The following is a 13,324-nucleotide window of genomic DNA, read 5'->3' as shown; positions in this document are numbered from 1 at the left end:
TCGTTAGTCATATCCCGTATGATCTGAACAGGTCGGGCGGTTGGAATGGATGCCGGGCGCCAGCGACGCCCGGCAGATGTTTAGCTCTCTTTGCCCTTCGCCAGGGTGATGCGTAGTGCATCCCAGAGCGAAGGCAGCAGGATCAAGGACACCGGCACAGCCGTGACCACGATGAAGCTTTGCAGTTTTGATACGCCGCCGGAGCCGACAGAGATCAAAATCACGGCCATCACACCCATCGCAATGCCCCAGAAAACACGTACAGCTGTGCTGGGTGTGTCGCCTTTGGTCATTGTAGCGGAAATCACGTAGCTCATCGAATCCCCGGTTGTGGCCACAAAGATTGTGGTCAGGATCAGGAACAGGATGGAGACCAGGAACCCCATGGGCAGGTTGTTGGTGATCGCCAACAGCGCGGCAGGCAGGTTGAAACCTTCAAACGCCGCCGAGATGGTGCCCGGCTCGGCCAGTTCCATCGCGATGCCGGTGCCGCCGATGATGGTGAACCAGAAGTTGGTCACGATGGGGGCGATGATCGACAGCATGATGATGATCGAGCGGATGGATCGGCCGCGGGATACCCGCGCGATAAACATCGCCATCAGCGGGCCGTACCCCATGAACCAGCCCCAGAAGAACACGGTCCACCACCCCAACCAGCCGGGGTCGCCGAACACGGCCGCATCACCACGATACAGAGCCATCTGGAAGAAATTACCCAGATAGGTCGCAAACCCGGAAAAGAACGAACCGAAGATGAACCCGGTAGGTCCTGCCAGAAGGACATAAATCAACAGGACCGCTGCAAGGATCACGTTGATTTTTGACAACAGCTGAATGCCACGGGACAGCCCGGTCATTGCGGAAATTGTGTATAGCCCGACCAGTGCACCGATCACCACGAACTGCGTGGCAAAAACATCCGGGATGCCAAAGAGGTCAGACAGACCATAGCTGACCTGAAGCCCGAGAAACCCGATCGGACCCACGGTGCCCGCCACAACAGCAATGATCGAAGACGCATCGGCAATGACACCAATCGGACCGTTGATGGCCTTGTCGCCGAACACAGGATACAGCAGCGTCCGCGGTGCCAGCGGCAGCCCTTTTTCATAGTGGTAATGCATCAGCATCACGGTCGAAAGCGAGCCAAGGATCGCCCAGGCCAGGAATCCCCAGTGCATAAAGCTTTGCGCGATGGCCGGTGTCACAGCGGCTTCGCTGCCGCCTTCCGCGCCATAGAGTGGCGGCGAATACAGGAAATGCGCAATCGGCTCACCCGCAGCCCAGAACACACCGCCGCCGGCCAGAAGCGTACACATGATCATGGAACCCCACTGGAAAGTGGTGAACTCAGGTGTGGCCAGCCCGCCGAGAATGGCACGCCCTCCAGGCAGTACACAGAGCAGCAGACCGATCAAAAACGTCGCCAGAAGCAGGATCTGCCAGTACAGGCCAAAATAGGTCGCAGCGATATTGAACCCCCAATCGACCAGCGCCGACAGGCCGTCCAGATTGATCAGCGCTGCCGCACAGAACAGGGCAATAAACCCCCCTGAAAGCAGGAAGAGCGGTTTGTTGATCCGGCTTTCCTGCGGTGTTGTCTCCATAGATGTCTCGGACATCTTTCCCTCCCTTTGATCGGTCCGCCAGGATGTGCCGGGCCGTATTTTCTGTCAGTCTTTCGATCTTCAATCTATTGATTTTGGTCCAAAATTTTCATTGAAGAACCGGTGCCAGTTGTCCCCCATGACACCGGCGACCTCTTGTTCGTTCATTCCCACATTGCGCAGCCCGTCTTCGATGTTTCCAAAGTCACGGTTGTCCTCAAACCAGTTGGGCATAGGTGGGAAACCGGGCGCGGATTTTGAGCCCTCGCCGTAGTCGATTTCCTTGGTCCAGCGCCCAACACGCATCCACTCGACGATGCTGTCGGGCTGATCCTGGCAAAGGTCTGTGCCAATGCCGAGATGTTGCACCCCGTATCGATCCGCGGTCCGCGCGATCATCTCGCAGAAGCTCTGCAGCGTGCAGGCGGATTTGTCTTTCAGGTGATGCGGATAGACGGAGAAGCCGAACATTCCACCATTGGACGTGACCGCGCGGATCACGTCGTCTTTCTTGTTTCGCAGGGCAGGGGACCAGTCATGCGGATTGGCATGGGTGATGGCAATCGGGCGTTCTGACAGATCCGCTGCCTCAATCGTTGAACGATCCGCAGAATGGCTCATATCCACCACGAGGCCGACGCGGTTCATCTCTTTAATGACCTGCTTGCCCATGCGGGTGATGCCGGTGTCCTCCGCCTCATAACAGCCGGTCGCCAGCAGCGACTGGTTGTTATAGGTCAGCTGCATGAACCGCGCGCCCAGAGTATGCACGATTTCGACCAGGCCGATATCATCTTCGATCGGTGAGGGGTTCTGGAACCCAAAGAACACCGCCGTGCGCCCGGTCTCCCGCGCCTTATCGATGTCGGAGGCCCAAAGTCCCTTCATGATCAGATCAGGATACTGCTCAAACCAACGGTTCCACTTCTCAAAGTTCAGAACCGTTTCGCGAAAATTCTCGTGATACGCGATGGTGACGTGGATTGCATCCACGCCCCCGTCGCGCAGCTGGCGAAAGATCTTCTCCGACCAGTTGGCGTATTGCAGCCCGTCAATCCGGAACCCGGACCGCATCAAACCGGGCCTGCGCTGATATAGGCGGTTTTGACGGTGGTATAGAACTCCGCTGCCGCCTTACCCTGTTCGCGCGGACCATAGGAGCTGTCACCGCGACCACCGAAGGGCACGTGATAATCAGTTCCAGCGGTCGGCAGATTGACGGTCACAACACCGGTGCGCGCATTGCGGCGGAAATGGGTAGCGCGGGCCAGTGATTTGGTGACGATCCCCGAGGTCAGACCAAAGTTGGTGTCATTGACCACCGAAAGCGCTTCATCATAGCTGCCAACCTTGATCACGGAGGTCAGCGGCGCGAACATTTCCTCACGGTTGATACGCATGTCGTTGGTGGTGTTCAGGAACACGCCCGGCGACATGTAGAAACCCTGATGCGGCATCTCCAGGCGTTGACCACCGCAGGCCAGTTCAGCGCCTTCCGTCTTGCCAAGGTCAACATAGGCGAGGTTTTCGTTCAGCTGCTGTTCGCTGACAACCGGACCCATCTGCACGCCTGCTTCCAGCGCGTGGCCCACTTTCATCGCCTGTGCCCCTGCCACCAGTTTCTCCACGAAGGCGTCATGAACACCGGCATGGACCACCAGTCGCGAGGAGGCTGTGCATTTCTGGCCGGTGCCGCCAAAGGCACCACCAAGTGCCAGCGTCACGGCGAGATCCAGATCGGCATCGTCCATGACTGCCAGCGCGTTCTTGGAGCCCATTTCCATCTGTACCTTGGTCAGGTTCTGGATGGCGGCAGCCGCGATCCCCTTGCCCACCGGCACCGAACCGGTGAAGGAAATCGCGTTCACCTTTGGGCTTTCGACCAGACGCTGACCGATGGACCGGCCAGACCCCATCACGAGGGAGAACAGACCTTTGGGGATGTCCTGCCGCTCAATGATCTCCGCCAGCGCAACAGCCGATGCTGGGGTGATGTTTGCGGGTTTCCAGACCACCGCGTTGCCGTAGCACAGCGCGGGGGCAATTTTCCAAGACGCAGTCGCAGTGGGGAAGTTCCAAGGGCTGATAATCGCGACGGTACCCACCGCTTCGCGGCGGACGTCAACCTCAATATCAGGGCGAACAGAATCCGCGTTCTCACCGATCTGGCGCAGACACTCGGCAGCATAATAAGTGAAAAACTGACCGGCGCGGTAGACTTCGCCCTTGCCCTCGGCCAACGGCTTGCCCTCTTCCCGGCTGAGAAGGGTACCCAGTTCCTCGGCGCGGGCCATCATTTCATTTCCGATGGCATTCAGCACCGCTTGTTTGCGCTCCAGACCGTAGGCGGCCCATTCGCGCTGCGCCACCTGCGCCTGATCCAGCGTCGCCTCCAGCTGATCGGCGCTGGCCTGGGCAAAGACACCGACCAGATCACTCAAATCAGACGGGTTGCGGTTCTCAACTTCGCTCTCACCAGCAAGCCATTCACCGGCGATCAGGTTCTTTTGGATATCAGTCATGGTCAGAGGCCTCACACAGAATTCAGTTTCCATGGGTATGGACATGAGAGACCACTTCAATCAAACTCAAATAACTGAACATCATTTCAGAAACTTTGAAGTTTTGACCCATGACGCTTAAAATCGAGTTGCTTCGCGGATTTGCCGCAGTTGCCCGAAGCGGAAACCTAAGTGACGCGGCAGGTATTCTGGGGCGCACGCCATCGGCGGTGTCGATGATGCTGAAACAGTTGGAGACGCATCTGGGCGAACCACTGTTTGAGACCGACCGAAAGAACCGCCTGACGGCGCTGGGGGCCTTTGTGCTGGAGCAGGCCGAGCGCGAGTTGCAGCAATACGACACAATGGTCAAAGCGATTGAGGGCTATGCCAAGGCGACACATGGGCATGTGCGGATTGCCACTGTCCCATCGGTCGCAGGCACCGTGATGCCTTTGGTTTTTTCAAGGCATATCAGCGATTTCGAGCATGTTGATATCGAACTTCGCGATATGGACTCCATATCCGTGCTGCATGAATTGTCCCGAGATCGCATTGACATCGGGATTGCAACACTGGGCCAAAACAGCTCCGGGCTTAACAGCCAGCCCCTGCTGTCTGACGCCTTTGGGGTGATCTGCAGCCGGAATCACCCATTGGCCCAGGAACGGGGAAAAATCGACTGGGACATGCTGCGCGATGAGCGTCTGATCGCCAACAGCCTGTCAGCCGGGATCAATGCCGAGCCGTCCCGGATCCTGCATGATAAGGCGCTGCTGAAGGCGCAGAACCTGACCTCCATCATGGCGATGGTGCGGGCAGAAATTGGCGTCACTATTTTGCCGGAAATGGCCGCACGGGCTGCAAATGCGCCGGAGCTGGTGTTCTGTCAGCTGGCCGATTCGCGGGCCACACGACAGATCCATCTGCTGCGCAAAACCGATACCGCCCTGGCGCCAGCCGCGCGATTGCTGGAAAAACACATCCTCACCTGTGCTGCCGAACTCACCGAAGGAGGCCTGTCATGACCCAAACCGACACGCCGCTTACACTGGGTATTCTGATTTTCCCCGGCTTTCCCATGGCGTGCCTGACTTCATGCATCGAACCATTGCGCGCCGCCAATGAAATCGCGGGGAAGGAGGCATTTCGTTGGACTGTGGTTGCTGAAACGGCAGATCCGGTTGCCTCCTCAGCTGGGGTCAGTTTTGGTCCGGATATCGTGCTGGCGGATCTGGCCGAGCATGATTTTCTGTTTTTCACGGCGGGACCAAATGCGCGGTTTGACCAACCCGCACGGGCCAATGCAGCCTTGCAGCGGATCACCCGGAGCAAGACCCGGCTCGGCGCCTTCAGCGGTGGGGTGTTCCCGCTGGCACGGACCGGTCTGGTGGCCGGTCAGCCGCTCTCGGTTCACTGGTGTTACGAGGCCGCGTTTGAGGCGGAGTTCCCGGACATCGAACGGCAAAGCACGGTGATCTGCGATCAAGGTTCCTTTGTGACAATCTCCGGAGCGACAGCGGTGTTTGACTACATGCTCACCCTGATCGAGGAGCATCTTGGCGGGGATATCATGGCCGAGGTCGCCTGCTGGTTTCAGCACCCCTATGTGCGCAGCGCAGCGACCTCTCAGAAAACGCCCGCGTTTTCAACGGCCAAAAGCAAGGATTTGCTGCCAAAGAAGGTGACGCAGGCGATCGAGCATTTCGCTGAGCACATCGAAGATCCGATCCAGATCAGTGACGTTGCGGATGCCATTGGGGTATCCGCCCGGTCGCTGGAACGCAGCTTCAAGGAGGCCACAGGCCAGAGCCCGTTGAAATACTATCGGATGATGCGCATGAACCAGGCGCGGCAGCTGGTGCTGTATTCCAGTACGTCGGTGACCGAAATCGCCTATATGGTGGGCTACAGCACCCCCGGCGCATTCCTGCGGATCTACCGCGAGAGTTTTGGCGTCACGCCGATCAATGACCGGCGCGCCAAGAACTCCTTGCGCGTCAAAAGCGGGGATGCCCTGCCGGCGGGATAAGCCCGGCGCGGCATGCACATCCAGATCCCAATCTTAAGCGATGGAGCGGGCGGCAGTGATCAGCGCGTGATGCAGAGATGCAGCAGAGGAGCGCGGCCCCAGAACAGCCATGCGATCCTCGTCAAGGCGCCACAGGAACACGCCGAGGTGCTCCAAAGTGCCGCGAATGACGCATCCGGGTTTCATGTCGCGGACCGGCGCGTTGCTGAGCCGTTCAAACAGATCACTCAGGGCAGCGCCCACAACATCGAACCGACACCAGCCATCCGTCTGTTCCACCACCGATGCTGTGGCGCCAGCCACCTGTTTCAAATCGCGGGCCAGCAGCTCGTGTTGAGCATATGGCCCTGAAACCATCCATTGATCCGGTCCAGTCCAAAAGACCGAGAGTGTACCAGCCTGTGACGAACCGCCAACTTCTGGCAGCTCCATCTCATAGGCCTCTGCAAGAGCTGCCCGCAGCGCCGGTTCTTGATCTTTGCGAGCCGCCACTGAGGCAAGCGCCCGGTCTGTCACTTCGGATACGGTCAGGTTGCCAATCGTGTCCACCCGGGGGGTGTCACTGCCAAGTGGGGAGAGGGGGGCCAATTTATGCACGGAGTTTCTCCCCTTCGGGATCTACAAAATGAGGGCTGACAATCTCAACCAGAACGGTTTGGTTTTCCAGTGGGTTGACCAGACGCAGCTGCTCGCCCATCCGGTTTGACCCGCCTTTGACAAAGGCCAGCCCAATCGCGCTTTGCAAAATGGGTGAATAGGCGGCAGAAGTCACATATCCCTGATCATGCGCCGCATCGACCGGCCCATCGCTTGCCATCAAATGTCCCCCGGCAGGGACACCATCGCTGGAATTCACGGGGCGCACCCCGACGAGGTTCAACGCATCCTCTGTGTTCATACCGTCGCGGCGGCTTAGCACATTGCCGATGCTGTCCTTCTTGGTTGAGACCATGCGGCCCAAACCCAGGTTTAGTGCAGATGTGGTTCCGTTTAGTTCATTGCCGGCGGCATGCCCCTTTTCGATCCGCATCACGCCGAGCGCTTCGGTGCCATAGGGTGTCACATCGAATTCCTCCCCTGCGGCCATCATCTCGCGCATCAGCGCATCGCCATATCGGGTTGGGACCGCGATCTCATAGGCCAGCTCACCCGAGAAAGAGATGCGGAACAGCCGCGCCCGGCACCCACCGCAGACCGTGATCTCACCGCATCCCATGAAGGGAAACGCTTCGTTGGAGATGTCGAACTGAGGGTCGACGACCTTTTGCAGCAGCTTACGCGCATTGGGACCGGCGACGGCGTATTGCGCCCAGGCCTCGGTTGTCGAAATCAGCTGCACGTCCAGATCAGGGCAGAGACACTGACGCACAAATTCCATATTGCGATAGACCAGAACGGCATTGGCCGTGGTGGTTGTGACGACAAAATGATCCTCGGCAAGTCGCGCGGCGGTGCCATCATCATAAGCAACGCCATCCTCCCGCAACATCAACCCGTACCGGACCTTGCCTACAGGCAGTTTGGCAAATCCGTTGGCATAGATCATGTTGAGGAAGGTCGCCGCATCCGCGCCCTGCACATCAATCTTTCCCAATGTGGTTACATCACAGATGCCGACAGAACTACGGGTCTGCAGCACTTCGCGGTCCACAGACTGGCGCCAGTGGGTCTCACCGTCACGGGGGAACCACTGCGCCCGCAGCCAATTGCCAACCTCGACAAAAACAGCGCCTTGTTCCTCGGCCCATTTGTGGCTGGGGGTGAGGCGGGTCGGATGAAAATCCTTGCCAACAGCACGGCCCGCCAGCGCGCCCATAGCAACTGGCGTGTAGGGGGGGCGAAAGATGGTGGTGCCGGTGTCCGGGATGGATTTTCCGGTCAGCTCCGCCATCACCGCCAAGGCGCCGAGGTTCGAGGTTTTTCCCTGATCTGTCGCCATACCAAGGGTCGTGTAGCGCTTCAGATGCTCCACCGAGGTGAAGTTTTCCTGATGGGCGAGTTTGACATCCTTCACGGTCACATCGTTCTGGAAATCAAGCCAGGCGCGTTTGGCGCCTTTGACATGCCAGAATGGCGTCAGCGATACAGGCGCGTCTTCAGCTTGCGGCAAGTCCGCAGGCCGGGCTGAGATGCCAAGATCACCAAGCGCCTCAGCGGCGCGCTCTGCACCGCCCTTCAAAGCCTGTGCGGAGGTCATCTCCCCCGCAGCTGCCCCGGCGACCAGTTGACCAGTCGGCAGCCCATGCCCCGGTACAAAGGACTGGATCGCGTCATTCCATACCGGGCGGCCCCGTTGATGACACGTCAGGCCCAGATTGGGGTTCCAGCCACCCGACATAGCAAGCGCGTCGCAAGTGATGGTGCGGGTTTGGCCATTTGCCAGACGCACAGTGACCGAGGACAGGCCGAGACGCCCCTTGGTGTCGATGATTTCGGCCCCGGCGAGAACCTCGGTGCCCGACAGGGTCGGCGCGTCATTGCGCACATCGACGATTGCGGGCACCTCCACCCCCTTCGCCATCAGATCGCGAGCGGTGTGATAGGCATCGTCATTATTGGCAAAGACCACCACAGACTGGCCCGGTGTCGCCGCCCAGCGGTTGGCATAGGCCCGTGCAGCCCCCGCCAGCATCACGCCCGGACGATCATTGTTCTCAAAGGCGATCGGACGTTCAATCGCTCCGGTCGCAATCAGCGCCCGTTTGGAGTAGATCCGCCAGAGCGTCTGGCGCGGTTTCCCTGCTGCTGGCGTTGGCAGATGATCTGCGTTGCGTTCAACCGCGCCGTAGATGCCGTGGTCATAGGCGCCAAACACGGTTGTCCGTGGCATGACGCGGACGTTTGGCATCGTAGCCAGCTCCGCCTGTGTCTGCGCCACCCAATCGGTGCCAGACACTTGCGACAGCGCTTCGGTTTCGCTTAGCAGGCGCCCGCCGAGGCGATAGTCCTCATCCGCCAAGATGACCTGCGCGCCAGCGCGGCCAGCGGTCAGCGCCGCCGCCAGCCCTGTCGGTCCCGCGCCTATGACCAGCAGATCACAATGCAGGTATCCCTTGTCATAGGCATCAGGGTCTGCCTCCCCGGTCAGACTGCCAAGCCCGGCCGCCTTGCGGATGATCGGTTCATAGAGCTTTTCCCAGAACGCCTTCGGCCACATGAAGGTTTTGTAATAGAATCCTGCGGTCAGGAAATTCGAAAACCGGTCATTGATCGCCATCATGTCATGTTCAAGCGACGGCCAGCGGTTCTGCGATTGGGCCTCCAGCCCTGCATATAGCTCCACAACGGTGGCGCGGGTATTGGGTTCCTGACGCCCGCCAGAGCGCAGCTCGACCAGCGCGTTCGGTTCCTCGCTGCCGGCAGTCAGCACACCACGTGGGCGATGATATTTGAAGGACCGCCCCATCAGCCGAACACCATTGGCCAGCAGCGCAGATGCCAGCGTATCCCCCTGATGACCCCCGTAAGTCTTGCCGTCGAACTGGAACGACAGCGGTGCACCGTGGTCAATAAGGCCGCCCGCGAGTCGATTTTTCAATACGGATCTCTGGCTCATTGCTGCGGCTCCTGCGAGGTATTCGCCGCCTTGTTGGCAAGCGCCACATCCCGGGCAAGTTCCACCCTCAGGATCTCATGGGTCGTGGTATTACGGGTGACCACCAGCCAGGACCGGTCGCCCTGTTCGTGGAACCACAGTTCGCGATGTTCGCCCGCCGGGTTCTTGCGCAGATACAAATAGTCGTGGAACTGCTGCAGAGCCGTTTCTGACAGCCAGTAGGGGCGGTTCATCAGGCCTGCGTCGCCCAAATAGGTGAACTCCTGCGCGTCGCGGGGCCCAAGCAGCGGATGGTTGATAATCATCTGGACAATTCCTCAGTGCAGGTTCGGTTGGGCGCCCTGGCCCTTTTCGTCGATCATGTGACCGGACATGAAACGATCCAGCCGGTAGGCGGTCGCGGTCTCATGCGGACGATCGGTTTTCAGAAGATGCGCAAAACAGTAGCCGGCTGCCGGCGTGGCCTTGAACCCGCCGTAGCACCATCCGCCATTGAAATAGAGGCCCTCGATATGGGTCTTGTCGATGAAGGGGGAGCCATCCATAGACATATCCATGATACCACCCCAGCTGCGCAGCAGGCGCGCCCGCCCAAGAGCCGGGATCAGTGAGATGCCACTTTCCACGACATCTTCGACGACAGGTAGATTTCCACGCTGTGCGTAGGAATTGTACATGTCGATATCACCACCGAAGACCAGCCCACCCTTGTCTGACTGGCTGCAATAAAAATGCCCTGCGCCGTAGGTGATCACACCGGGAATAAAGGGTTTTAGCCCCTCTGAAACAAAGGCTTGCAAGACGTGGCTCTCGATCGGCAGGCGCATGTCAGCCAAGGCCATCAGGCGGCTTGAATTGCCGGCAACCGAGACGCCGACCTTGCCTGCCCCGATATACCCTCGGGAGGTTTCAACGCCCAGCACCTTGCCGCTTTCGATACGCAGGCCGGTGACTTCGCAGTTCTGGATGATATCCACACCACGCAGATCGGCACCACGGGCATAACCCCAGGCCACCGCGTCATGGCGTACCGTGCCGCCGCGCCGATGCAAAAGGCCGCCTTTAATAGGAAAGCGCGCATCGTCGAAGTTTAGGAACGGATACATTGCGCGCACGCCATCCGCATCCAAAAGCTCGGCGTCGGACCCGTTGAGTATCATGGCATTCCCGCGGCGCCGAGCCGCGTCGCGCTGCGCGTCGCTATGGATCAGGTTCAGAATACCACGCTGGCTGACCATGGCGTTGTAGTTGAGATCCTGTTCCAGATTTTCCCAGAGCTTCAGCGAAAACTCATAAAACGGCTCATTCCCATCCAGTAGATAGTTGGAGCGGATGATCGTGGTATTCCGCCCGACATTGCCGCCACCGATCCAGCCTTTCTCCAGCACCGCGATCCGCGCGCCGCCGAACTCCTTGGCCAGATAATAGGCCGTCGCCAGACCATGTCCGCCACCGCCAATGATCACATAATCATAGGCCGCCTGCGGCGCAGCATCACGCCATTGCGGGCGCCAGCCCTTGTGCCCGCTGAGGGCTTCCTTGATCAGTCCAAACGCAGAATATCGCATAGCGGCTCCTGTTCCTTGCGAGAACAGTTGCCGTGAAATGAGCTGAGGCTGCCGATGCGCTTTCGGACAAGATTCATGTCAGAATCGACAATTCAGACTTTCAGGTTGCTCTGACGGGAGAGCCTATGCCTGGTTTTTGCATCCTTGCTCTGCCGAGCCCCTTATGTTCAACGCTCAGGTGTTCGCCGTCCATGACATTTCGTGTGGGTTTAGCTAACATATTCCGTTGGTTTTCTGAGTATTCTTGCCGCAAGCTAGGCTCTTCAAGAGACATGTTTGGAATCGTTGATAGGGTTGATCGATACATGAGCCGCAGCCCCTATCTGCACCTGCCTGATCGCATCAATGCGCGGCATTCCTTGGCCGCAAAGCACCTCAACCTGTAGCAGTCACACTGAAATGTAGTGCGATCCCAGGCTCGCACTATCATACGGTAATGCGGATTATGTTAATACTAATGCAATCAACTGCATCGGGCGTCAGGCTCTCAAGGCCGCCGCTAATACTCGAACGCCGTTCTCCAATTGCTCCTCCGAAAATCCCGCGAACCCCATGACGAGCCCTTGGCGCATAGGTGGTCCGGCAAAAAATGACGACAAAGGCTGAACAGTCACTCCGGCGGATTTGGCTCGTTTTGCAGCTTCAGTATCGCTCATGCGGCTCTGTAGGTCTGGCGTCAAATTGGCGACCAGATGCATGCCGGCAGGCACGGGATCGACAATCAGAAGATCGGCGGCGTGTAGCTTGATTGCCTGCAAGGCTGCCACCTGCCGTTTGGCATATAAGCGCCGCATACGCCGGATATGTATGGCGAAATCACCGCTGTGCATGAACCGTGCCAGGACCGGCTGCAGCATCAGCGATGCCTGCTGATCTATTTGGGGTGATGATGACCTCACCTTGGGCAACATTGACTTCGGGAAAACCACAAACCCAAGCCTCAATGCGGAAAAAATCACTTTAGAGAAGCTTCCGACGTAAATCACCCGATCCTGATTGCTGAGGCTCATCATGGCGGGAAGCGGTTGACCTTGGAACCGATATTCACTGTCAAAGTCGTCTTCGATCACATAGGCGTTGCGGGCGACGGCCCATTCAATCAGCTCAAGCCGGCGGGACAGTGGCATCGTGACGCCCAGCGGATAATGGCGCGATGGGGTCACGATCGCCGCCTTCGCCCGAGGGGTCGTTTGAAGCGCCGTCTTGATATCGAACCCCTGTTGGTCAACCGGCGACGGAACAGAGACAAGCCGGTTGTGGTGCACAGCCCGGTTCAGGACGGCGTATCCCGGCTCCTCGGTCAGCACATCGTCTCCTTCGTTTAGCGTTGTAGCAGCGATCAGGCCGATGGCTTCGACAACACCTGATGTGATGAAAATCTGGTCTGCCGTGCAGGGCAATCCACGCCATTCACGCAGATGATCCGCGATAGCCTCCCGCAGAGGCGGCCAGCCAAATGGATCAACACGCGACAGCAGCGCCGCATCCGGCCTGCGCCAGGTCTGATCATGATGACGCGCCCATTGCCGGTAAGGAAACAGCATCAGTTCGGGTGCGGAGGTATCAAATGGCTGCAAGGGCGCGGGCGCGACAGGGGGTGCCTTTTCCGGAAGGATGTCGGCCCCGCCCTGATCCACAGAGGCCGCAGTGCTGGACTGCGCCTCTGGCAGCTGATCCGGCAATTCTGCTTCGACATAGACGCCGGACCGGGCGCGCCCCTCTAAATAGCCTTCGCTGATCAATTGATCGATGACCGCAGAGACCGTCACCCGAGAGACCGACAACTCTTCGGCCAGCGCTCGACTGGAGGGGAGTTTTGATCCCGGAGCGATCATTCTGTCCAGAATCAAACGCCTGAGCTGCACAAGGAGCTGCGCCTGAAGCGTGTCTGTACTGTCGCGATCAAGGGAGAGGGACAGCAGTGCTGCCCCTGTTCTGGCCTTAGTCATACCCCAAGCTTTGCTGTATTCGGTCAGGCCAGTCAAGGCGGCATCACCCACCCGCAATGCTCCCCTGCGACGCGGACCCGCCCTCCCCTCGTCGGCTTGACGGGACCA

10 protein-coding genes are annotated in these 13,324 nt (G+C 58.8%); 2 read left to right on the top strand and 8 right to left on the bottom strand.

The genetic code is table 11. From position 1 onward, the window contains the following. Nucleotides 1-80 precede the first annotated feature (80 nt). The 3 genes from phaeop14_RS17855 to phaeop14_RS17845 all read right to left on the bottom strand — a co-directional run bounded on the left by phaeop14_RS17855 (nt 81) and on the right by phaeop14_RS17845 (nt 4,132). Nucleotides 81-1,625 carry a BCCT family transporter gene (locus phaeop14_RS17855; RefSeq protein WP_096790443.1) on the bottom strand — a complete coding sequence of 515 codons (1,545 nt, stop codon included), beginning with the start codon at nt 1,623-1,625 and terminating at the stop codon, nt 81-83. Between the two features lie 66 nt (nt 1,626-1,691). Beyond that, a complete protein-coding gene (locus phaeop14_RS17850) occupies nt 1,692-2,684 on the bottom strand; it encodes a membrane dipeptidase (RefSeq protein ID WP_096790442.1) in 993 nt (330 codons plus the stop codon). Then, complete coding sequence (locus phaeop14_RS17845; RefSeq protein WP_096790441.1) at nt 2,684-4,132, bottom strand: aldehyde dehydrogenase family protein; 1,449 nt, start codon at nt 4,130-4,132, stop codon at nt 2,684-2,686. Before phaeop14_RS17845 ends, phaeop14_RS17850 begins: the two co-directional genes overlap by 1 nt. Before the next feature lie 110 nt (nt 4,133-4,242). On the opposite strand from phaeop14_RS17845, the gene phaeop14_RS17840 reads away from it, so the two are divergent. Both phaeop14_RS17840 and phaeop14_RS17835 read left to right on the top strand, forming a co-directional pair. Next, nucleotides 4,243-5,139: a LysR family transcriptional regulator gene (locus tag phaeop14_RS17840; RefSeq protein ID WP_096790440.1), complete on the top strand. Its 897-nt coding sequence runs from the start codon at nt 4,243-4,245 to the stop codon at nt 5,137-5,139. After that, complete coding sequence (locus phaeop14_RS17835; RefSeq protein ID WP_096790439.1) at nt 5,136-6,143, top strand: GlxA family transcriptional regulator; 1,008 nt, start codon at nt 5,136-5,138, stop codon at nt 6,141-6,143. Before phaeop14_RS17840 ends, phaeop14_RS17835 begins: the two co-directional genes overlap by 4 nt. A gap of 33 nt (nt 6,144-6,176) precedes the next feature. Here phaeop14_RS17835 and phaeop14_RS17830 read toward each other — a convergent pair whose 3' ends face one another. From phaeop14_RS17830 to pdxR, 5 genes are all read right to left on the bottom strand, one after another. Beyond that, on the bottom strand, nt 6,177-6,740 hold the full coding sequence (locus phaeop14_RS17830) for a sarcosine oxidase subunit gamma (protein WP_096790438.1): 564 nt from the start codon (nt 6,738-6,740) through the stop codon (nt 6,177-6,179). Then, nucleotides 6,733-9,699 carry a sarcosine oxidase subunit alpha family protein gene (locus phaeop14_RS17825; RefSeq protein ID WP_096790437.1) on the bottom strand — a complete coding sequence of 989 codons (2,967 nt, stop codon included), beginning with the start codon at nt 9,697-9,699 and terminating at the stop codon, nt 6,733-6,735. The genes phaeop14_RS17830 and phaeop14_RS17825 overlap by 8 nt, the downstream gene beginning before the upstream one ends. Continuing rightward, nucleotides 9,696-10,004, bottom strand: a complete 309-nt coding sequence (locus tag phaeop14_RS17820; RefSeq protein ID WP_024099176.1) for a sarcosine oxidase subunit delta — start codon at nt 10,002-10,004, stop codon at nt 9,696-9,698. Before phaeop14_RS17820 ends, phaeop14_RS17825 begins: the two co-directional genes overlap by 4 nt. 12 nt (nt 10,005-10,016) lie before the next feature. Next, nucleotides 10,017-11,267 carry a sarcosine oxidase subunit beta family protein gene (locus phaeop14_RS17815; protein ID WP_040179790.1) on the bottom strand — a complete coding sequence of 417 codons (1,251 nt, stop codon included), beginning with the start codon at nt 11,265-11,267 and terminating at the stop codon, nt 10,017-10,019. Between the two features lie 479 nt (nt 11,268-11,746). Then, complete coding sequence (gene pdxR / locus phaeop14_RS17810; RefSeq protein ID WP_096790490.1) at nt 11,747-13,216, bottom strand: MocR-like pyridoxine biosynthesis transcription factor PdxR; 1,470 nt, start codon at nt 13,214-13,216, stop codon at nt 11,747-11,749. Between the last annotated feature and the right edge of the window lie 108 nt (nt 13,217-13,324).

Source organism: Phaeobacter piscinae, assembly GCF_002407245.1.
Classification (GTDB): domain Bacteria; phylum Pseudomonadota; class Alphaproteobacteria; order Rhodobacterales; family Rhodobacteraceae; genus Phaeobacter; species Phaeobacter piscinae.
Note: the sequence above shows the minus strand (reverse complement) of the source record. Positions and strands in the feature narration are given on the sequence as shown.